This is a genomic window from uncultured Lactobacillus sp. (genome assembly GCF_945290125.1).
GTDB lineage: Bacteria > Bacillota > Bacilli > Lactobacillales > Lactobacillaceae > Lactobacillus > Lactobacillus rizhaonensis.
Genome location: NZ_CALYQV010000035.1, coordinates 1 through 21,930, shown reverse-complemented (window position 1 = coordinate 21,930; position 21,930 = coordinate 1). Strand labels below are relative to the sequence as shown.

Genomic DNA, 21,930 nt, shown 5'->3' with positions numbered 1-21,930 from the left:
GGCCCTAAGGCAGAATAAAAGAGTAATTTATCAAGCCACACCCATCTTTCGCGGCAATGAATTAATGGCGCGAGGGATTAATTTACAGGCTGTGTCAACTGATGGCACACTGGATTTTAACGTTTATTTATTTAACGTCCAGCCGGGTTATTCCTTTAACTATAATAATGGTCGGGCTAAAGTAAATCATGAAATTTATGTTAAAGAAAACTATTAATTTAGCTTTCAAGTCAAAATTGCTCCTTTAAAAATAGCCAAATGTTCGGATAAAATAATAATTAATATATATGGAGATTAACTAAAGCGGCAGCAGGTTTTACTGCCGCTTATTCTGTTTACAGCAAAGTTATTAAAAGAGAACAATAAAAGCTGTTTACTAATAATGATTAGTAATTTGTACAATAATTACGAATATTTAGCTCTAATGAGGTGATATGATAAGAAAATTACGAATTTTAATTAAGCAAATTAGGTTGTGTTCTCAAGATTTTTATCTTAAAATTAGGAGAGTAGTAAAAGAAGAAATAGAGATTATAGTGGTGCGAGTTAATGGATAACAATAAATTTGTTGAAGTGAAAAACCTGCGGAAAGTTTATGACAACGGTCATGAAGCGATTAAAAATGTTAGTTTTTCTGTTAAAAAGGGAGATTTGGTGTGTCTGTTAGGACCATCTGGATGTGGTAAAACTACTATTTTGAATATCTTGGCCGGTTTACTAAATCCTACTGAGGGAGATATTTTATTTAACGGTAAGTCGGTTGTCAAAGTAGCACCCAAGGACCGCCATATTGGTTACGTTTTTCAAAATTATGCATTATATCCTCATATGACTGTTTTGCAAAATGTCATGTTTCCGTTAATTGTAGGGGCTAATAAAAAGTCAAAGGCGGAAGCCAAAAAGATTGCTACCAAATATATGGAGTTAACCCAAATTACTGAATTAGCTGATCAAAAACCTGGTAATTTATCTGGTGGTCAGCAACAACGTGTAGCAATTGCACGTGCATTGGTACAAGAACCACAAATTTTACTGATGGACGAACCATTGAGCAATTTGGATGCCAGATTGCGCCTTAAAATTCGTGAAGAAATTCGTTCATTAGTTAAGTCTGTTGGTATTACCACCTTATTTGTTACTCATGATCAGGAAGAAGCATTATCTATTGGAGATAAAATTATTCTCTTTAATGACGGTGTTATCCAACAAGATGATTTAGGGCAAAACTTTTACTTGGAGCCTAATAATTATTTTGTAGCCAATTTTGTTGGTAATCCTGTAATTGATAACTTTAAAATAACTAAAACTGCAAATGAATTAAAGTCAAGCCAATTTACGATTAATCTTGCTGATCTGGAACAGTCACGCTTTAAACGTGAAATACCAGACGGTGAGTATATCTTGTCTGTGAGACCCGAAAATATTGTGCCCGATCCTGAGGGTCTGTTTGAGACCAAGGTCGACGATATTGAATTAATTGGACGTGAACGTATTTTGAAATTTACATTTGATAATCAGCAAGTCCGTTCACTAATTAATCTGGAGACTCCAATTAAGAGGGGCGATCAAATTAAACTCAAAATGCGGTTTAATAGGGTATTTCTATTTACGCCTGAAGGAGAGCGAGTTTACTAATGAAGACTAATCAAAAGAAGGCTTGGTTTTTTTTAGCACCAACTATTATCTTTGTCACGTTATTTAGTATTTATCCCATTTTGCGCGCTTTTGGGATGAGCTTTCAGAGTGGTTCGCTAATTGACCTGCGCTGGACCGGCTTTAGCAACTATCAGTATATTTTTAAGGACCCTGAGTTCTGGTTAGCGATTAAAAATACTGTGCTGTATGCCATTATTTCTGTACCAGTTGGTCTAGCTATTTCAATTATGCTGGCGTGGATTATTTTTGACAAAGTAAAACATAAGTCATTCTTTGAAACTACGTTTTTTATGCCTTATGTCACCTCGACAATTGCCATTGGTATAGTTTTTCGTTATATCTTTAACGGTGATTATGGTATGTTAAACTTCGTGCTCAGGTGTCTGCATTTGCATGCACCTGATTGGATTGATGATCCGGCAATGTCTTTAACGACCATCATTATCTTTGGTATTTGGTCATCTTTAGCATTTAATATCGTCATATTAATGGGAGCATTGCGTAATATTGATCCCAATTTTTACACTATAGCGGATATGTTTGGCGCCAGTGGTCGTGATAAGTTTTGGCGAATTACCATGCCCGAGCTTGTTCCTACTATAACTTTTCTGTTGACAATGAACGTTATTGGAGCCTTTAAGATTTATACTTCTGTTTATGCCCTCTTTAACGGTCAGGCCGGAGTAGGTAATTCGGGAACGACTGCAGTGTTCTATATTTACAATAAGTTCCAAATTGTCGGTACTCCCGGTGTTGCTATGGCGGCAACAGTAGTCTTATTCCTGATAATTCTGTTTGCGACATTCCTGCAACGCAAGATGATGAAGAAGATAGGAGAATATTAAATGAAACGAATTCGCATTGGGGTTTTATTCAGTTACATTATTTTGTTTATCTTTGCCATCATTACCGTTTTTCCTTTTATTTATATGATTTTGGGTGGTTTAATGAGTTTTCAGGAAACGACTTCGATTCCGCCAACTTTGATACCGCACCATTTTGAATGGTCCAACTACGCCAAAGTTTTTGCTCGTGCCCCATTTGGGCGCTACTTTTTCAACACGGTTTTAACAGCCAGCGTGACCACGATTGTTAGTTTGTTTAACTCTTTGCTGGGAGCTTTTGCCATGGTGAACCTGCGTTTTAAGGGTAAAGGCTTAATTCAATTAGTACTTTTGTCTTTATTGATGGTGCCAGGTGAAGCAATTATTTTCACTAACTACAACACAATTGCTCATATGGGTTTACTCAACACTTATGTAGGATTAGTTTTGCCATTCTTGACTTCCATTTTCTACATGTACTACTTGCAGAGCTACTTTGGTTCAATTTCAGATACGATTTATAAAGCGGCCATGATTGACGGTGCCAGCGACTGGGACTACATTTGGAAAATTTTAGTACCAATGTCAAAGGGTGGTTTGTTTACTGTCGGTTTACTTAGTTTTATTTCTGGCTGGAATTCATTTCTCTGGCCTTTACTGGTTACCAATGAAGATACAATGCGTCTTCTTAATAATGGTTTGTCAGCCTTTGCTTCTGACGCCGGCAGCGAAACACAACTGCAATTAGCTGCTGCAACTTTAACTGTTTTACCAATTTTAATTTTGTATTTAATCTTTAGAAAACAGATTATTAAGGGGGTGGTGCGTAATGACCTTAAAGGCTAAAACCACCATCACTTTTTACAACGGCTTAAATACCATTGGCGGACCAATGATTGAAGTGGCTTATAACAAGTCCCATGTCCTGTTTGATTTGGGTGAGGTTTACAGACCGGAATTAAATCTGCCTGATGAAAAATACCAAACTTTAGTTAATAACCAGTTGATTGGAGATGTACCTAACTTTTATGATCCTGAGCTAACTGGTAAGGCGCTTGATCATGAACGTTGGGAACACGCGGCCGCTTATATATCGCACCTTCATCTGGATCACAGCAAAGCTCTGAATTTTTTAGCACCAGAAATACCTTTATATGCTGGACCGCTAACCGCTAAGATTCTGCCAGCCTTGAACGAAAATGGGGACTTTCTGCTACCAGCTGCTGGTCATGAGCCGAGCTATACCCGTCCAATTATTGCAGCTCAATATCAAAAGCCAATAGCAGTAGGCGATATAACGATGACTGTTTGGCCTAGTGACCACGATGCTTATGGTGCCACTGGACTTATTGTTAAGACACCCGATTTAGCAATTACTTATACCGGTGACATCCGCTTGCATGGTTATCATCCTGATTGGGTCAAAGAATTCTTGACAGCTGCAAAGAACTGCGACGTTTTGATTACTGAGGCAACCGGCTTTTCTTGGCCGGAAGAAAAACACTATGAAAATAGTGAAGAATTCACTGGTCCTAAAAATGAGGATGAGTTAACCGCGAAATTTGTCCAATTGCAAAAAGATAATCCTAACCGGCAAATCACTTTCAATACTTATCCGACCAATGTAGAACGGTTACTGCGGGTCATTTCTGATTCACCGCGCCGAGTTGTTTTACATGCCGCAAGAGCTCATTTGCTCAAGGAAAGTTTAAATAAGGACTTGCCATATTACTACTTGCCAGGGGAGCAAAAATTCGCTGATTTGAAACCAGAATTGGCTGTTCAATATGAAGAACTGCTAAATGATGATCACGAATTCCTCTGGCAGGCAGTTGCTGATTTCGAACATTTGCAAGAAGGTGGGCTGTATATTCATTCTAATGCTGAACCATTAGGGGATTTTGATCCTGCTTATCAGCCATTTCTGCAAAAGTTTGAGAAGCAAAATATTGAAGTTCAAATGCTGCGTTGTTCTGGTCACGCTGACGAAAAAGAACTGAGACAAATTATTGATTTGGTTCAACCACCAACACTGATTCCTGTGCACACATTGCATCCGGAGCTGGTAGAGAACCCCTATGGTAAAAGGATTTTACCAAAGCGCAATCAAACAGTTACGCTTTGATTAATCATAAAAATGTTGTTTAGTTTTTATATTTGGGAGGTTTTAACCAAATGAAGTTTAGTAAAAAGTTGGCCGCTGCGTTTGCTATTGGCTTAACTCTTGTTGGTACTGCAGCTTGTTCAAATGGTGGAAGCAATTCTAATTCTTCCTCATCTTCAAGTTCAGAAAAAATTGCTAAAGTTAAAAAGACAACCAATATTGTCTTTTGGCATGGTATGACAGGTGTGCAACAAGCTACATTAAAGAAGTTGACACAAGACTTTGAAAGCAAAAACCCTAAGATTAAGGTTAAATTGGAAAATCAAGGTGCTTATAACGACTTACAAGCTAAAATTAATTCAACTTTGCAGTCACCTAACAACTTGCCAACCATTACTCAGGCCTATCCTGACTGGCTCTTTAATGCCGCCAACAAAAACATGCTGGTTGATTTAAAGCCATACATTAATAGTAAAGAAGTTGGTTGGGGCAGTAGCGAAGCTTCTAATATCAAGAGTGCACTTCTTGATGGTGCTAAGATTAATGGCAAACAATATGGTATTCCTTTCAACAAGTCAATCGAAGTTTTGACCTATAATGCTGATTTGCTTAAGAAATATGGTATTAAAAAAGCCCCAGCTACTATGGATGAGCTAAAGAAAGATTCACAAATCATCTACAAAAAGAGTAATCATAAAGTCGTTGGTGCTGGTTTTGACTCATTATCAAACTACTACACTTTAGGCATGAAGAATGAAGGCGTTGACTTCTCAAGTAAAATTGACTTTGCCGGCGATACTTCAAAGAAAGTTATTAATTTTTATGCAGATGGAATCAAAGATGGCTACTTCAGAGTTGCTGGTTCAGAACACTATTTATCCGGACCATTTGCTAATCAAAAGGTAGCAATGTACATTGGTACTTCTGCTGGTGAAGGCTTTGTTAAACAAGGAGTAGGCAATAAGTTTACTTATGATGTTGCTCCTCGTCCTGGTAAATACACCATGTCACAAGGTACTGACATTTACATGTTTAAGCATGCTTCAGCTGACCAAAAATCTGCCGCATTTACCTACATCAAGTTCTTAACTTCAAAAGCTAGTCAACTTACATGGGCTAATGCAACTGGTTATGTTCCAGTTAATCAAGCTGCTGCTGATTCTGCCGAGTACAAGGACACTAAGAAACTTAAGCTGCCAGCTAAACTTGAAGATGCAATGGCTAACCTGTACAGTGTGCCAATTATCAAGGATGCCGGTGCAGCTTATGGTAGCTTAAATCCAATTATGCAAAACATTTTAGCTGCTGCGCAAAAGAAGCAAAACGTTAATGATGCAATTAAAGCAGGTAAAACAAAATTTGATGCTGCTTGGAAACAATAAAAACTAAATAGCAATTTTTATCATAGAGCTTGTCTTTTCACGGCAGGCTCTTTTTTTGTGGCAATAAAGGCCAAGAGAGTAATTTTTTAATAAATGTTCGCAATGTAGTGAACTATATAATTAAATAAAGTAAAATATACAAATAAAGCCGAATTTTTTTGGTTAATTTATTGTAATTAATCTATATCTGCTATACAATAAGTGAGAATTAATGCTCACAGTATCACTAGTGAGCGCGTAAAAATATTCTGGAGGAAAAAATAATATTATGAATTTCGGTAAAAAGCTGGCGGCTCTGGCAGTCGCGGGCTTGGCTTTAGTTGGAACTGTTGCTTGTTCAAATAACAGCAATTCGTCGTCATCAAGTTCAAACAAAATTCCTAAAGTAACTAAGAAAACTACAGTTGTTTTTTGGCACGGGATGCAGGGTGCTCAGGAAAAAACTTTGAAAAGTTTAGCTCAGGACTTTGAGAATAAAAATCCTAAAATTAAAATTAAACTTGAGCAACAAGGTGATTATGATAATCTGCAATCAAAAATTACTTCAACTTTACAATCACCTAAGAATTTGCCAACCATTACCCAGGCTTATCCGGGTTGGCTTGAAAGTGCAGCCAAGAATAAGATGCTGGTAGACCTCAAGCCATACATTAATAATAAAGATGTCGGTTGGGGCAGCGTTGCTGCATCAGGCATTAAACAGGATATGCTAAATGGTGCCCAAATCAAAGGCACCCAATATGGTATTCCGTTTAATAAGTCAATTGAAGTTTTAATTTATAACCCCAAGATGTTAAAGGAGTATGGTATCACCAAAGTACCTACAACTATGAGTGAGGTTAAAAAGGCAGCGCAAACTATTTACCAAAAGAGTAATCGCAAGGTAGTTGGTGCCGGCTTTGATGACTTAGACAACTACTACGTTTTAGGAATGAAAAATCAGGGCGAGAACTTCTCCAGCAAAATTGATTTTACCGGTACTAAATCAAGAAAGTTGCTTAACTACTTTATAAATGGAGAAAAAGCGGGCTACTTCAGAATGCCTGGTTCAGATAAATATCTTTATATCCCATTTACCAATCAAAAATTGGCTATGTTTGTGACCTCTTCTTCAACTGAGACTTGGATTAAACAGGCGGCTAAGAAGGGCTTCACTTATGAAGTTGCAGCTCGTCCAAGTAAGTACACGATGTCGCAAGGGACCGATATTTATATGTTTAGCCACGCCAGTGCTATGCAAAAGGCAGCTGCTTTTAAATTTATGAAATACTTGTCTTCTAAAGACGGTCAGATTAAATGGGCAAAGGAAACTGGTTATATTCCAGTTAATGAAACAGCTACTAAGTCTGACGAATATAAGGCAAACAAGGACTTTAAGCTACCGGCAAAATTAGAGGATATTCTCAATTCCAATTCACTCTACAGCGTTCCTGTAATCAAGGATTCAAGTGCTACATATAGTCAATTGACTCCTATTATGCAATCAATTTTGTCAGCTGCGCAAAAGAACCGTAATGTAGAAAAAGCTATTACAACAGGTAAAAACAAATTTGATGCTGCGTGGAAACAATAGTTAAGTGATAAAATATTAAAAAAACGGGCCGAGGCCTGTTTTTTTATTTGTCGTTTTTCACTTGAATGATAAGATAATAATGGCATAAGAGAGCTGGTAATAATATCAACTAAATATAGCGGCCAGGGGTGAGAAAGTGATTAGAGAGCAAAAGTTTCCGGTGGAAACCAATTATAAATGGTATGATATCAGTAATTTGAGTGAAGAGGACAGCAACAAGCTGCAAGTAGATTTTAATTTCACTCCTGATATGATTACATATATTTCAGACAGACATGAGCGGCCGCACTATGACTATGATACGCACACGCACATTAATTTGCTTGTTTACGATGTACCTATTTGGCCCACTAAAGCGATTAAGCATTTTACAGCGCATCCTGTAACTTTTTTAATATCAGGTCAGAACATCTTTACTTTTCATACGCAATCAACCAGCTATGTCTTTGATGAATTCAATGATACTGCAACAAGACGGGAATTATCTCTTGCACAAGATGTCACGGAATTATTAATGAAGTTTTTGTTGTATTTATCACAGTATTTTCAACGGGCGGTTACGCAGCTTGACACTGAACGCAACAGTTTGGATCAAAAACTGTCTGGTGATATTAATAATAAAGATTTAGTAGAGTTGTCCAATATTGAAAAAAGCCTGGTGTATTTATCTAGTTCAATTCAGACTAATTTGATGATGTTGCATAGTTTAAAAATGTCTAAACTAGATTTTACTAAGCCTGGTCGTGAACGTCTTGATGATGTCTTGATTGAATCGAATCAGTCAGCAGAAATGGTAAAAATTTCGCAGCAGGTTACGCAAACCTTATCAGCAACTTCCAATAATATGATGAACAATAACCTGAATGATACTATGAAGTTCTTAACTGTTTGGTCTTTGGTTCTAACTGTTCCCACTATCTTAACTGGGTTTTACGGTATGAATGTCAGTCTTCCAGTTGGCCATAGTTCATCTGACTGGATTGCAATCACCCTGATCACAATTTTTTTGATGGTCTGGCTAATTGTATTAATGAAACGACATCATTTCTTTTAAATTGAGGCATTTATATGAAAAACAAAGTTTTGTTAGGCTCATTAATTTCGGCTTTAGTTGCTTTTATGCTTTATTCTGCCAACCTCAAAAGAGTGGAGAATAGCAGTTTAAAAATTGTTGGCGAAAAGCAAGAACAGGTTGTGAGAAATAAAAAAGGACAAAAGTCAGTTCATGAACCACAAGTTGCTAATGTTGAATATCCTAATCATATTAAAATTGCCTCTGGTAGTGAGAAAAAATGGGCAGAAAGCATTGTCCAGGTAATGGGAAAAGAACAGAGTTATCAGGTCTGCGTGCAGGATCTTACTAATAATAAATTTGCCCGCGTTTCTAATACTACTCAACATCACGGGATGAATTCTATTAGCCGTTTATTTTTGCTGATTGCAATGACTTATCAAGAGCAACACGGCAAGTCCATTGCCAATAAAGCCATCAAAATAAAAAAAGCTGATCGCGTTAAAGGAGAAAAGCTTTTGCAAAAGGGAATTGCTTACAATGCATCTTATTTAAAGCAATTAATGATGCAAGGTGACCCAACAGCGGCTAATGCCCTTCTTCGTACTGTTAAATCTAAAAAGGTAAACGCAGTTATTAAAAAAACAGGTGCTAAGGATTCAGTAATAAAAAACAAATTTTCTAAGTCACCTGCAGCTTTAACTACTGCCAATGATTTAAATAAAATCATGGTGAGTCTTTACCATGATCAAATTTTAAGCAGACAATACTCCAATCAGGTTTTGGGTATGTTAATTACGGCTAAAAATAAGCCCAAGATTGTCCGTGATCATAAAGGTCTGATATATGCCATCGGTGACAGTAAAGCAAACGTAGCGCTGGTCCAATCTAATGGCAATGCATACTGCGTCAGTGTGTGGAGTAGTAATGACCATAATTTTGTTAAATTAGGTAAAGTAGTTAATAACTTTTTTAAATAACAATATTGTTGCGAGCTTTACCAAATCTTTAACTTTTAAGCCCCGCTAACTAAAGGTTTAGGGGCTTTTTTTATTAATTAAAATAATTTACAACTTGTAGATTGTATTCTTCACATTGTAGTGCTATATTATTTACTATGCTGTCAAAAGGAGGGGTGAAAATGATTAAAAAAAGAAGCCTTGATTTAGATAAGGTAATTGCGAAGGCGACGGAGCTGATTGGACGAAAGGGACTTTCTGCGACCACTCTGCCGAACCTAGCTAAGGAGTTAGGCGTTCGTTCGCAGTCACTCTATCACTATGTTTCAGGCCGAAAGCAATTGTTGTCGCTTGTAGGTGCAAGCAGAATTAAAATTTTAGGTAAAAAATTAGTTGATAATTTGATTGGAATTTCAGGTGAAGAGGCTTTACTTAAATTTGCTGATATCGTCCGCGACTTTATTCTGGATGATCCCGCATTAATTAGTATTCTTTATCATTTGAACGAATACAAAAAAGACGATGCTATTACTCAAGAAATTTTTAAAATAATAGCTTTGGCTGACAAACTAAATTTAAGAAGTGACAGCACGGTTTCGCTCCATTCCTTAATTGGGGCAGTATTAGGATACGTTTTCTTAGATGTATCAGATTCTTTTACAGAAGAAACTAGTGAAGAGGCTGACCAGGGTTATCATGAATTAATTATTCAATTGGTTCAGCCTAATAAGTTATTGCAAAAAAATAGAAAGGAAAATCAGAGTGCATAAACTAGTAAAAAATCATATTTTCTCGTTAATTGCATGGATTTTAATTTTAATCATTTCTGTTGTGGCTTTGCCGGACGTTACAGGGTTAACCCGTGAGCACTCAAATATTTCCTTACCGTCAGATGTTCAAAGTGAAGTTGCAAGGTCAATTCAAAATGGTTGGGGTCCTAAACAAAAAGACACCTATCAAATTGCTGTAGTCTTTAATAAGCAAAAAGGTAAATTGACTGCTGATGATAAAGATGCCATTAACGAAACAGTTAGCAGATTAAAAGATGATCAGGATCAATACGGTATCAAAATGGTATTGGGTCCAGACGATAATATTGCTACTAAGAAAAAGCTGCAATCAAAGGATAATACTACTTGGATAATGCAGCTAAATGTGACCAAAAAGCACGGACCGATTAATGATGTTGAATCGCAGCTAACTAAAGCAGTTAAAACAGCGGGTATTAGGACTTATGTCACTGGTGCAGATGTTTTACAAAATGCCTTTTCAAATGCAATTCAAGAAGGAATCAAGAAAACAGAGGTAATAACTGTTATCTTTATTTTCATCGTGTTAGTGATTGTCTTCAGGTCACCAATTGTGCCTTTGATCTCATTACTAACGGTTGGCGTTTCCTTTATTACATCATTTGCGATTGTTACTAACCTAGTTAAATACCAGAACTTCCCGTTTTCTAACTTCACGCAAGTCTTTATGATTATTGTGCTGTTCGGAATTGGTACAGATTATAACATTCTCTTGTATGATAAATTTAAAGAAGATCTGGGTAAAGGAATGAATCGCTACGAAGCGATGAACAGTGCCTTAAAGGTTGCTGGCAAAACAATTCTTTATTCCGGTTCTTCCATTTTAATTGGCTTCTCAGCTCTCAGCTTAGCTAACTTTTCAATTTATCAATCAGCTGTGGGTGTTGCAGTTGGCGTTGCTGTTTTATTAATAGTACTTTTGACACTCAACCCGTTCTTCATGGCTGTTTTGGGAGAAAAAATGTTCTGGCCGGTGAAGAAATTTACTGGTGAACATGAAGATAAATTGTGGCATGGTATTTCAAAAGGTACACTTGCCCACCCAATTATTTATCTAATTGTGTTAGCTGTAGTCGTACTTCCTTTTGGTCTGATGTATACCGGTCACTTGAATTATGATGACACGGATGAGATTGATAACAGCGTGCCGGCTAAAGCAGGGATGCTCGTTGTTGAAGACCACTTTTCAAAGGGAATGGCCGAACCATCAACTCTTTATATTAAGAGTGATCACAAACTTGATAATGAGGCGGACTTACGTCTAATTGATCAGTTAACTAGACAGCTCCAGGCATCAGACGATGTAGCTTTTGTTACTTCTGTTACTCAACCTTATGGTGAAAGCATTGATCAACTCTACGTTAAGAATCAATTAGATACTGTCAATCAAGGAGTTGATCAGGCACGTGCCGGCTTAGGCAAATTAAGCAGTGCAAGTAAGAAGCTTACTGCGGGTGCAAGTAAATTAGCTGATGGTACTAGTCAACTGCAAAACGGAACTGGCAAGTTAGCTGACGGTGCAAGTCAATTGCAAAGCGGAACTGGCAGACTGCAAAATGGTGCCAGCCAATTACAAAATGGTACTGGTCAATTGCAAGGCGGTGCAAGTCGCTTGCAAAACGGTACACAACAAATGACTAGTGGTTTAAACCAATTAAATTCTCAGCTTAAAAGTGGTAGTGCAGGTATTGCAAGTGCGCAGAAAAATACCAAAGCTGCTTTAGAAAAGAGTTATAAAGCCAACTTGGCTAAGAGTATTGGCAGTATTCCTGGCTTAACCCAACAGCAGAAGATGGCGGCAATGCAGGCCGCAGGAGCTGCTCTAGAAAAATCATGGGCAGAAGCTTCTGCTTCAATGCCAGATGTATCTGGTCAAATGGATCAGCTGCAATCCGGTGTTGGCAGATTAGCTACTGCTTCTGGCCAGTTAAACAATGGGGCTGCTACTTTGAATGGTGGCATTGGTCAACTTAATTCCAGCGCAGGTCAATTAACTTCAGGTATTGGCCAACTTAATTCCAGTACAGGTCAACTGAGCTCTGGTATCGGCCAGCTTAATTCGAGTGTTGGCCAACTGAACTCTGGTGCTGGCAAGTTGGCTTCAAGCACACCTAAGATTACTAATGGTGTGGATCAAGTAAATAACGGACTTGGTCAAGGAGTAGCTTATCTCACCGGTTTAGCAAGTTCTTCAGCTGCAGATACTTTCTATATCCCACAAGAATTTATTAAAAACGATACTTTCCAAACTTCGATTAAGAATTATTTAAGTCCTGACAAGAAGTCAACTATGTTGATGATTGTCTTCAAGTCAAATCCAAGTAGTCTTAAAGCAACTAAGAAGGCGCAGGATCTAAGCTTAATGGCTAAAAAGTCTTTTGCAGGTACTCGTCTTAAGAAAGCCACAGTAGCAATGGGTGGCGAGAGTTCTAACATCGCTGACATTAAGGATATTGCCAACAGAGACTTTATTAGAACTGCTGCCATAATGCTGATTGGTATTGGTATTGCCCTGATTTTTGTAACTCGTTCACTTTTGCAACCTGTTTACATCTTGGGTACGCTTTTAATTGCTTACTTCTGTTCATTATCAATTACAGAGTGGGTAGTTAAAGCTACTTTAGGCAAAACTATGCTAACCTGGAACACGCCATTCTTCGGCTTTATCATGTTAATTGCCTTGGGTGTTGATTACAGTATCTTCTTAATGACACGTTATCGTGAACTTGAAGGCGGCAGTCCTAGTCAAAGGATGCTTAAAGCGTGTGGAATAATTGGAATAGTTGTAGTTTCAGCTGCCATTATTTTAGGTGGTACATTTGCCGCGCTAATTCCATCAGGAATTCCGACTCTGATTGAAGTTGCACTGGCAGTGATTATTGGACTGCTAATTTTAGTATTTATTATGCCAATCACTTTGTCAGCTGCAGTCAAGTTGACTTATGAAGGTGTTCATTGGCACAAAAATAAGCGTGCTAAAAATTAATTAAAAGGTTGAAATTCTCATTTAGAGGACTTCAGCCTTTTTAATGCACATTTTAACGGGTTTACAAAAGCTAATTAGTTATAGTATAATATTTTTTAATTAAATTTTAAGTAGAAAGCATGGAATACTGGAATGTCAAGACAAGTAAATAATCAATAAGCTCTAGTTGCAGTTTTAAAGCAATAACCACTTCTTTAACTCAACGTAGAGCAATTCACTTTAACAGGAAAATAATTTAGCAACTTAATATTGCAACTTATTTTATGAATTACGCGTACACATTGAGGTCTTATAGTGGAATTAATTAAAATAGATTATTTACAAATTGGCGTGGCAGCTTCTACACTGCTGACGGTCTCAAATTTGAGCATCAATTCTGTGCAAAAAATTGGTTTGATTGGTAACAATGGTGCTGGTAAAACCACTTTAATGCGAATCCTTGCGCAAGAAAAATTAACAGATATGTTTACAATTAAAGGTGGAATTACTAGAAACTGTAATTTTGCTTATGTCCCGCAACTACTTGATGCCGGTGAAAAGAGTGGCGGTCAAAGAGAAAAATTTGCTCTCAGAGAAGCAATTGCTAAGTTAAAAAGTAAGCCTAACGGCTTGCTACTTTTGGATGAACCTACTTCTAATTTGGATATTGAAGAGCAACAATGGCTAATAAAGTTATTAAGTAAAAGCAAAATTGCCTGTTTAATTATCAGCCATGACCAGAACTTTTTAAATAGCGTCTGTGATTCAGTTTGGTATATTGAAAATAAAGAAATCAATAATTTTTCAGGGACTTATGAGGAGTTTTGTTGTTTTCGCCAAGATGAGCAAAAACGAGCTGAAACCAGATATGAGCAAAAGAAAAAGCATATTGAACAGTTAAAGAAAAGTTATAATCAGCATGTTAATAAGGCTAGGACTTTTTCTCATAATAAAAAAGGACTTTCTTCATCTGATTGGCGTTCAAAGTCGCTGGGCAAGCAAAAAGCTGCAAACAATGTTATCAGAGCTAGTAAAAGCCTCGCTAACCGCATCAATAAGGAAAAAGGAGAACTAAAAAAGTCGCAAGTTCATCATGCAATTACCCTGAAAAATGGCAATAGCGCAATAACTGACCTGTCTATTTCTTCTAAAAGCAAAGCATTACGGCTAGAGAAACAACCGGTTAATGCTTATGGACAAAAGCTCTTTACCATTGAGCAACAAGTTAACCTCGATTATATGTCGAAAGTAGTTTTAACTGGACAAAATGGGGTTGGTAAATCTGTTTTTCTGGAAAAAATCAAGAACAAACAGTTGGCTGGTTTTTATAATCCTAAAATTAAAATAGGGTATTTTAACCAAAACATTATGACAAGCCAAACTGATGAAAGTTTATTTGATTCTCTTTTTGCTACCAGTATGTTTGATCATAGTTCAACTATGCAAGTTTTAGGCGATTTGCATTTACGTCAGTATGGCAAGCATAAAATAAGTGATCTTAGTGGCGGTCAGCTCGTCTGTTTCAACCTAGCTAAAATAATTACTGGTCAATATAATTTATTGCTGCTCGATGAACCGACTAATTTTTTAGATATTGCATCGATTAATGCACTGGCTGAATTTGTTATTGCCTATCCATTTGCTATGATACTGGTATCACATGATCAGGCGTTTATTAAACAACTCAAAGTTAAAAAATGGCAAATCAAAAACGGACGTTTAATAACTTCCGCAGCACAGAAAAAGAAGCCTGAAAGTAGCAATAATAATGAATTAGAATTGCTCAAATTTAAATTGGATCGCTTAATGCTTGATTCGCAGGCTTCAATTGCTCAGATAAAGCAGGTTAAAGAACAAATTCAAAAATTACAGTAAAAAAATATTGTATTAAAATAACGATAAAGACGTTTTCCTTATCGCTATTTTTGTTTTATGATTAACTTATTATAATTATTGATTAAAGGAAGTTTCTTATGACTACTTGTCCAAACTGTGGTCGTCCCGTTACTGATGCGGATGTTACCTGTCCTAATTGTCACTTTGATTTACAAAAATATCGTGAAACTTTTTTCACAGACCAGCACGAAAAAGCTCATTTTGAAGATGAAAAAACCGCTAAAAAAATTGCCAGTCGTAAAGTCTACCGGCAAGAATTTTATCCAGAAAAACAAAATTCAGTTATTGAGCTCATGCTGCAATGGATTCATGTTAACAGCATGATTGTTTTTCTGTTGGGAATTGCACTATTAATTATCACGAGTTTTTCCCGTAGTTTTGGCTGGATTTGCTTTTTTGCGCTGCTCGTTTGGCTCTACTTTGTTTGTAGTCGTGTAGAAAAGATAGAGCGCTATACTGTGGATCTACGGCTAACAGAAAAAGTAAATCAACTCGGGTCTAATATGTTTAATAGTGTGGCTGAGTCGAAAGAAAAAGTTAAAGCGAAAAGCAGATTGGCCCAGAAAGGTAGCAGACATAAAGAAAACATTCAGGTAAACAAGCATTTTACCTTTGTCCAGCTTTTAGTCGTTTTACTAGCAGTTATAAACTTGATAGTTTTATTTACCGGGTCTGGTGCATCTGTCTTAGATATGACTTACGGTCAAAAAATGTCAATTACACGAGTCACTTTCAGACTTGCTGGCAGACTTTTTTCTTCCAATGCCACATTACTTTCTGGAGTTGTGCTTTGTGTAATTTGGCTAGTCATGGTTCTGATTCCATTATTTATTATATACAATACTTTGAGGGATACTAAAAAGAATAGGACAATTGCATTTATCCTTTCTCTAATTGAAACTGTTTTTCTCATTTACCTTATTTATAGAATGTCTGACAGCACACTATCAAACCGGGGAATTTTACATAGCATCACTAGTCAACTACTCTTATATGCGGTATCAATCGGTGCGTCAACATATTTCTTGATTTTAGCCAGCGTAATGACGACGGGGCTAACAGGATACAATCTTTTACGCCACCGTTAAAGATTGACAACTAAAAAGCTGATGAATTAACGTTTAATATAAACGCTACTCATCAGCTTTTTTAATTTATGCTCTTATAATGATTATTTTGTTGGCATGGAAATTACTAAATGCTGGTTGACAAAAGCCATCAAACCTAAGTCACTAAGTTCACGACCATAGCCTGATTTCTTGACACCACCGAATGGTAACTCACCAGAACTGATCCATGTGCCGTTGATTACTGTCATACCAGTTTCAATTTGTGCAGCTACATTTTGTGCACGTTTAATGTCGGAACTGATAACGGAGGAACCTAGACCATAACTGGAATCATTAGCTAAAGCAATAGCAGCATCTTCATCTTCTACTTCATAAACGATAGCAACTGGACCAAAGAACTCTTGGTCAAAGGCAGGATTGTCATGGTCAACATTGGTTAGAATAGTTGGACGGAAGAAGGCACCATCTGAATCAATTTCAGGATATTGGTAGAACACTTTTGCTCCTGCTGCAATAGCGCCATCTACTTGTTTAGTCAGTTTTTCCTTAGCAGCTTGTGAATTCATTGGTGGCAAGGTAGTAGCTGGATCGAGCGGATCTCCTGCTTTTAAGCTAGAAAAGACCTTCTTTAATTCTTGCAATGTTTCTTCATAACGCGACTTAACAACAATAATCCGTTTGGAAGAAGTACATACCTGTCCGTCGTTATAGGTTCTGGCTGAACTAAGAGCATGCTTCAAAACCGCAGGATCAGCATCGTCAAGAATGATGAAGGCATCGTTACCTCCAAGTTCCATAGTCGATTTCTTTAGATTTTTGCCAGCATTTTCTGCAACAGAAGAGCCACCACGTTCTGAACCGGTTAGAGCTACTCCTTGAATTCTTGGATCAGCAATCATTTTGTCAAGTTGATCATAACTTGGATACATATTAATCAGACTGCCTTCGGGTGCTCCAGCCTGTTTAATGATTTTAGCAATCAAAGCTGCAGAGCCAGGAACATTATGGGCATGTTTTAGAATGATAGGATTACCAACAATAAAGTTAGGTGCAAATACTCTGATAACTTGATAAAGTGGGAAATTCCAAGGCTCACATGCCATTACAACGCCAGTAGCCTGCTTTAGGTAATATGCATCACCTAATTGAGAATCAATTGGTTCAGGTTTTAGCAATTCGGGACCCTTATCAGCAAAGTAATCACAAATAGAGGCGCAAAGATCAACTTCACCTTCAGATTCGCCAATCATTTTACCCATTTCACGGGTCATGATTTCAGCCATTTCTTTTTTATGCTCGCGCAAACCATCTGCAACTTTGTGCAATGTTGCTGTTCGAGTTTCAGGCTCTTCATGACGCCATTTTTGGGAAAGTGCGTTAGTTAAATTTAGTGCATCTTCTATTTGTTCAGCTGTCGGGTTGTCGTAGCTGGCAAAATTTTCATTAGTGTAAGGATTAATAGATTGATATGTAGCCATAATGTTATCTCCTTAAAAATATTTGTAGGATAAGCTTATCAAAAATATAAAACGTTTTCATCAATTATTATATCACATACAAAATATTTTACTAATAATTAGTAAGTAAATAATAAAAATTATTTTATTGCCTGCAGAAGATAGTTTAGTGAACATTCTAAATATTGATTAGCATAAGACATCGCGTGTTTGGTGCCAGATATTATTTTTAAGTCAACTGCGTGATTATTTTGCGCTAAATAGTTAATAAAATCGAGTAAGTATGAAATAGGTGATAGCTCATCCGCAGAATTAATCATTAACAACTGGTGTAAATTAGTGTAATCATAAGATTTAGCATCCATCTTTTTTAATGTTTCTTCATTTTCCGAGCCTGCATAAGCCAAAGTGAAATATTTATAAAAAGCATTATTGATATCATGTAAATCAGATAAGCCCAGTTCTTTGCGACCATCAATTGTAGGGGTGACATCTTGATGGTCTTCCATCCAAGCTGAATAACTAACAGGAGCCGACCAAGTCACAGTAGGGAAGCCATATTTACCTGCAATATTAAGTGCCATTGTGCCACCGCTGCTGGCGCCAATTTGGGTAATGTTGAGCTTTTTATTATTTACAAAGTCAGTTTTTAACAACCATTCAACAAAGTTAATGCTATCTTGGTGTGCAAGCGGAAAAAGATGTTGTGGTGCAAGGGAATAATTAGGTGCAAAAACTGTAAAGCCTCGGTCAGCAATTTTACTGCATAAGTCTTTGAAGCTGCTTTTGTCTCCCCGAAACCAGCCTCCTCCATGCCAAAACAACAATATATCATTCGAATTACTGTTATCTGGTTGGTAAATATCTGTTTGCAATTTTCTTTGTTTATCATAAGTAACGTCGGTGATAATTTGGGTCATTAAGTTTTCCTCCAAAAATTATATTGTTAGTATCTATTATACTTTAACTGAAAGCTGTACTTGCTTTAAAACTAGCTTCCTTTTATTTTTATAAGCGAAATATTTAAATTATTTAAATATTAGTATTTAATGAATTAAAAACTAATCACGCTGCATATTTTTTGGTAAAATGAGGCTTAACATTGGAGGTAAGTTATGCATCTGTCTGCTAAAGCTAGTCGAAGATTAATCAATATTCTAACTATTGTCAGTGGGATTATCATTATTCTTTTGTGTATTTATTGGTACAAAATAGGAATATTTACTAGTCAAGCTAAAATGAAAGCATATTTGGCTAATAAGAGAATAATCGGACCAATTATTTTTGTTTTAATCCAAATAATTCAAGTTGTTATTCCTATTATTCCTGGCGGGGTCTCACTTCTGGGCGGAGTTATCTTCTTTGGACCAGTAGCCGGCTTTATTTATAACTATGTCGGAATCTGTGTTGGCTCGATTATTAACTTCTTTTTAGCGCGTTTTTATGGCAGACCGTTTATTCTCCATATCGTTTCTGAAAAAACTCTTGATAAATATATGAAGTGGACCAAAAATCAGCGTAAATTTAACTGGTTTTTTGCGGTCTGTATTGTTGCACCAATGGCACCAGATGATGTTCTCTGTCTTTTAGCTGGTTTAACCGATATAAAGTTCTGGACTTATTTTTGGATAATTATATTGGGTAAGCCCTGGACTATTCTTGCTTATAGTTTCGCACTTAATTTCGGTATGGACTGGTTGCTCAAACTGGTTGGCCACTAATGGTCAGTCGCATTTATTTACGACCGTTTAATCTAGCCGATGCGTCAACTTTACTTAAATGGGGCCAAGATGAATATTATCAGCGTCTAGCCGGCTTTCGTCATTATCAAAATTTAGCAGAAGCTAAAGTTGCTGCAGGACAGTATGCTGCCAGAAAATATAGTTATGGCATTTGTTTGAGAAATTCACGGCAGTTAATTGGTTTAGTTGAACTATATAATAGGGGAACTAACGAAGAAGAACTGCTGCACACTAAAGAAGTTGGTTTCTTGCTTGATAAAGACTTTTCCGGTCACGGGTATATGACGGAATCTTTAAAAATACTTTTTAATTATGCATTCAAAAAGCTTGATCAGTCGGAAATCTGGGCCGGAACATACCAAAATAATGCCCGCTCACAGAATTTACTTGCTCGGTTAGGCTTTAAGCTGATTTATTCGGTCGATATGAGTAGAGTAAGTAGTCTTTTTAAATATCAAGAAAAATTTTTCCTGTTAAAAAAATCAGAATGGTTTGATATTGAACAAAAGTTTAAATTTTAAAAGCAACATTTTTACTAAAATAAATCTAAAAAACATTAAAACTTATTTGCTAAAAAATGCATAATAGCTTAAAATAATATCCAAACACGGAATCCTAAGACTGATTAAGAGAGTTCGCATAGTGGTGCAAGCGAATAGAGGTCGTTTCCAGATTCCATTTATGTGGGTAATTAATAGTTACACGGCACGCGGCATCGTTATCGCCGACTTAATGAAGTGCAGCTAAATTTAGCTGAAACTGGGTGGTACCGCGAAGCCATGTATGAGCCAATTCGTCCCAATTTGATGGGATGAGTTGGCTTTTTTTGTGGAGGTAAAAAGATGCTGGATATTAAGGTGATTCGTGAGAATCTTGATTGGGCCAAAGATAAACTTGGTAGACGTGGCGTTAAGCCGGAAGAATTGGATGAATTAGTCAAAATTGACGCTGACCGGCGTGAAGAATTGAACCGTAGCGAGCAGTTAAAAGCGGAACGTAATACTGTTTCAAAAGAGATTGCTGAAATAAAAAGGAATAAAGAAGATGCTTCTGCTGCAGTTCAAAAAATGCGTGAAGTTGGACAGGAAATTAAGGAACTTGATGATAAGGTTGCCAAATTAACTGAAAAGCAAAATTATATTTTGTTGAGACTGCCTAACTTTCCCGATGATTCTGACCCAATCGGACCTGATGAAAGTTATAATGAAGAAGTTCGTAAATGGCATGAGCCAACTAAATTAGACTTTAAGCCTAAAGCACACTGGGACATCGGTACAGATTTAGATATCTTGGATTGGGACAGAGGTGCTAAAGTTTCAGGTGCCCGTTTTGTCTATTATAAGGGTGCCGGTGCTTTACTTGAACGAGCTGTTTTTAACTTTTTCCTTGATGAAAACACTAAGGAAGGATATACAGAGATAATTCCGCCCTATTTAGTTAATGATGAATCAATGCAAGGCACAGGACAATTCCCTAAGTTCCGCGAGGATGTTTATACCATTGTTGATAATGATAATCCAGACAAACCACGGGATCTAACATTGATTCCTACCGCTGAAGTACCTCTTGTTAATTACTTCCGTGATGAAATTATTCATGGTGATAAGTTGCCGATCAATGTTACTGCATTATCGCCAGCATTTAGAAGCGAAGCTGGTTCAGCTGGACGTGATACGCGTGGTTTAATTAGAATGCATGAGTTTAGAAAAGTCGAAATGGTAAAAATTTGTAAGCAGGAAGATTCATGGGATGAATTAGAAAAGCTGACTCATAACGCTGAACATTTACTGCAAAAACTAGATTTACCATATCATGTAGTTGCTTTATCTACTGGGGATGCCAGTTTTACTAGTGCCAAAACTTATGATTTGGAAGTCTGGATGCCAGCACAAGATAAATATCGTGAAATTTCCAGTTGCTCGAACTGTACTGACTTCCAGGCTCGACGTGCACAAATTCGTTACCGCGATGAAGATGGCAAATTGCATTTAGCACATACTCTTAATGGCTCAGGTTTGGCTGTTGGTAGAACTGTTGCCGCAATTTTAGAAAACTATCAAAATGAAGACGGCACAGTTACTGTACCAGAAGTTTTGGTTCCTTATATGAACGGAATGACAAAAATTACTAAAGAAGAAACTCTAATTTAGAGAAACAATTATTTTTTGCGTGAGTTTAATAAACTTGCGCTTTTTTTGTAAAAAAAATTTTGCTGCAATATTTGAAAAAATGATCAAATTACGAATAATTAGTAAATTGGTCTAGTCATAAAAACGAAAAATTGCAGTATCAGATATTAGACAAAACTAATTTGATTACTAATTTACTTAAATAACGAACAAAATGATTGAGTTGACGAATTAAGATAAAAAGAGTAAGGTATTACTTGTGTTTGAGCGAGTTACGACAAGTAACGAGTTCAAAACAAAATCAAGCAAAAGCAGTTGACAAAAGACAATTGTTCTAGTAAGATAATAAACG

17 protein-coding genes and 1 pseudogene are annotated in these 21,930 nt (G+C 36.8%); 16 read left to right on the top strand and 2 right to left on the bottom strand.

Annotation, left to right across the window (positions count from 1 at the left end):
- From Q0K80_RS07020 to Q0K80_RS06960, 13 genes and pseudogenes are all read left to right on the top strand, one after another.
- Positions 1-217 (top strand): annotated as a pseudogene (locus Q0K80_RS07020) (DNA/RNA non-specific endonuclease); the annotation flags it as partial.
- Between the two features lie 332 nt (positions 218-549).
- Positions 550-1,635: an ABC transporter ATP-binding protein gene (locus Q0K80_RS07015; RefSeq protein ID WP_294604734.1), complete on the top strand. Its 1,086-nt coding sequence runs from the start codon at positions 550-552 to the stop codon at positions 1,633-1,635.
- Positions 1,635-2,501 carry a carbohydrate ABC transporter permease gene (locus tag Q0K80_RS07010; protein WP_294604732.1) on the top strand — a complete coding sequence of 289 codons (867 nt, stop codon included), beginning with the start codon at positions 1,635-1,637 and terminating at the stop codon, positions 2,499-2,501. The genes Q0K80_RS07015 and Q0K80_RS07010 overlap by 1 nt, the downstream gene beginning before the upstream one ends.
- The gene (locus Q0K80_RS07005) at positions 2,502-3,326 is read left to right on the top strand and encodes a carbohydrate ABC transporter permease (RefSeq protein ID WP_174794921.1); all 825 of its coding nucleotides are present in this window, start codon (positions 2,502-2,504) and stop codon (positions 3,324-3,326) included.
- Positions 3,310-4,605, top strand: coding sequence for an MBL fold metallo-hydrolase (locus Q0K80_RS07000; RefSeq protein WP_294604729.1), 1,296 nt, complete (start codon positions 3,310-3,312; stop codon positions 4,603-4,605). The genes Q0K80_RS07005 and Q0K80_RS07000 overlap by 17 nt, the downstream gene beginning before the upstream one ends.
- 50 nt (positions 4,606-4,655) lie before the next feature.
- Positions 4,656-5,966, top strand: a complete 1,311-nt coding sequence (locus Q0K80_RS06995) for an extracellular solute-binding protein (protein ID WP_294604727.1) — start codon at positions 4,656-4,658, stop codon at positions 5,964-5,966.
- Positions 5,967-6,234: 268 nt separating this feature from the next.
- Positions 6,235-7,539 (top strand): extracellular solute-binding protein, encoded by a 1,305-nt coding sequence (locus Q0K80_RS06990; protein ID WP_294604724.1) that lies wholly within the window; start codon positions 6,235-6,237, stop codon positions 7,537-7,539.
- Positions 7,540-7,675: 136 nt separating this feature from the next.
- Entirely contained in the window at positions 7,676-8,593 is a 918-nt protein-coding gene (locus Q0K80_RS06985) for a magnesium transporter CorA family protein (protein ID WP_174794925.1), read from the top strand.
- A gap of 14 nt (positions 8,594-8,607) precedes the next feature.
- The gene (locus tag Q0K80_RS06980) at positions 8,608-9,531 is read left to right on the top strand and encodes a serine hydrolase (RefSeq protein ID WP_294604720.1); all 924 of its coding nucleotides are present in this window, start codon (positions 8,608-8,610) and stop codon (positions 9,529-9,531) included.
- A 161-nt stretch (positions 9,532-9,692) separates the two neighbouring features.
- Positions 9,693-10,280, top strand: a complete 588-nt coding sequence (locus tag Q0K80_RS06975) for a TetR/AcrR family transcriptional regulator (protein ID WP_294604718.1) — start codon at positions 9,693-9,695, stop codon at positions 10,278-10,280.
- Complete coding sequence (locus tag Q0K80_RS06970; protein WP_294604717.1) at positions 10,273-13,305, top strand: MMPL family transporter; 3,033 nt, start codon at positions 10,273-10,275, stop codon at positions 13,303-13,305. The genes Q0K80_RS06975 and Q0K80_RS06970 overlap by 8 nt, the downstream gene beginning before the upstream one ends.
- Before the next feature lie 294 nt (positions 13,306-13,599).
- A complete protein-coding gene (locus tag Q0K80_RS06965) occupies positions 13,600-15,159 on the top strand; it encodes an ATP-binding cassette domain-containing protein (RefSeq protein WP_294604714.1) in 1,560 nt (519 codons plus the stop codon).
- A gap of 98 nt (positions 15,160-15,257) precedes the next feature.
- Positions 15,258-16,268 (top strand): zinc ribbon domain-containing protein, encoded by a 1,011-nt coding sequence (locus Q0K80_RS06960; RefSeq protein ID WP_294604711.1) that lies wholly within the window; start codon positions 15,258-15,260, stop codon positions 16,266-16,268.
- 83 nt (positions 16,269-16,351) lie between these two features.
- On the opposite strand, the gene Q0K80_RS06955 is transcribed toward Q0K80_RS06960, so the two are convergent.
- Both Q0K80_RS06955 and Q0K80_RS06950 read right to left on the bottom strand, forming a co-directional pair.
- Positions 16,352-17,728 (bottom strand): NAD-dependent succinate-semialdehyde dehydrogenase, encoded by a 1,377-nt coding sequence (locus tag Q0K80_RS06955; RefSeq protein WP_294604708.1) that lies wholly within the window; start codon positions 17,726-17,728, stop codon positions 16,352-16,354.
- Between the two features lie 119 nt (positions 17,729-17,847).
- On the bottom strand, positions 17,848-18,627 hold the full coding sequence (locus Q0K80_RS06950; RefSeq protein ID WP_294604706.1) for an alpha/beta hydrolase: 780 nt from the start codon (positions 18,625-18,627) through the stop codon (positions 17,848-17,850).
- 195 nt (positions 18,628-18,822) lie between these two features.
- On the opposite strand from Q0K80_RS06950, the gene Q0K80_RS06945 reads away from it, so the two are divergent.
- The 3 genes from Q0K80_RS06945 to serS all read left to right on the top strand — a co-directional run bounded on the left by Q0K80_RS06945 (position 18,823) and on the right by serS (position 21,599).
- Complete coding sequence (locus tag Q0K80_RS06945) at positions 18,823-19,428, top strand: VTT domain-containing protein (protein ID WP_294604703.1); 606 nt, start codon at positions 18,823-18,825, stop codon at positions 19,426-19,428.
- On the top strand, positions 19,428-19,970 hold the full coding sequence (locus Q0K80_RS06940; protein WP_294604700.1) for a GNAT family N-acetyltransferase: 543 nt from the start codon (positions 19,428-19,430) through the stop codon (positions 19,968-19,970). The genes Q0K80_RS06945 and Q0K80_RS06940 overlap by 1 nt, the downstream gene beginning before the upstream one ends.
- A gap of 321 nt (positions 19,971-20,291) precedes the next feature.
- Entirely contained in the window at positions 20,292-21,599 is a 1,308-nt protein-coding gene (serS, locus tag Q0K80_RS06935; protein WP_294604698.1) for a serine--tRNA ligase, read from the top strand.
- The last annotated feature ends 331 nt before the right edge of the window (positions 21,600-21,930 follow it).

Bases quoted from the DNA above. Each gene is read 5' to 3' on its own strand.
- Q0K80_RS07010 (WP_294604732.1), top strand. From the start codon at position 1,635: ATGAAGACTAATCAAAAGAAGGCTTGGTTTTTTTTAGCACCAACTATT.
- Q0K80_RS06960 (WP_294604711.1), top strand. From the start codon at position 15,258: ATGACTACTTGTCCAAACTGTGGTCGTCCCGTTACTGATGCGGATGTT.
- Q0K80_RS06975 (WP_294604718.1), top strand. From the start codon at position 9,693: ATGATTAAAAAAAGAAGCCTTGATTTAGATAAGGTAATTGCGAAGGCG.
- Q0K80_RS06980 (WP_294604720.1), top strand. From the start codon at position 8,608: ATGAAAAACAAAGTTTTGTTAGGCTCATTAATTTCGGCTTTAGTTGCT.
- Q0K80_RS06990 (WP_294604724.1), top strand. From the start codon at position 6,235: ATGAATTTCGGTAAAAAGCTGGCGGCTCTGGCAGTCGCGGGCTTGGCT.
- Q0K80_RS07005 (WP_174794921.1), top strand. From the start codon at position 2,502: ATGAAACGAATTCGCATTGGGGTTTTATTCAGTTACATTATTTTGTTT.
- Q0K80_RS06940 (WP_294604700.1), top strand. From the start codon at position 19,428: ATGGTCAGTCGCATTTATTTACGACCGTTTAATCTAGCCGATGCGTCA.
- Q0K80_RS06955 (WP_294604708.1), bottom strand. From the start codon at position 17,728: ATGGCTACATATCAATCTATTAATCCTTACACTAATGAAAATTTTGCC.
- Q0K80_RS07015 (WP_294604734.1), top strand. From the start codon at position 550: ATGGATAACAATAAATTTGTTGAAGTGAAAAACCTGCGGAAAGTTTAT.
- Q0K80_RS06995 (WP_294604727.1), top strand. From the start codon at position 4,656: ATGAAGTTTAGTAAAAAGTTGGCCGCTGCGTTTGCTATTGGCTTAACT.
- Q0K80_RS06950 (WP_294604706.1), bottom strand. From the start codon at position 18,627: ATGACCCAAATTATCACCGACGTTACTTATGATAAACAAAGAAAATTG.
- Q0K80_RS06945 (WP_294604703.1), top strand. From the start codon at position 18,823: ATGCATCTGTCTGCTAAAGCTAGTCGAAGATTAATCAATATTCTAACT.
- serS (WP_294604698.1), top strand. From the start codon at position 20,292: ATGCTGGATATTAAGGTGATTCGTGAGAATCTTGATTGGGCCAAAGAT.
- Q0K80_RS07000 (WP_294604729.1), top strand. From the start codon at position 3,310: ATGACCTTAAAGGCTAAAACCACCATCACTTTTTACAACGGCTTAAAT.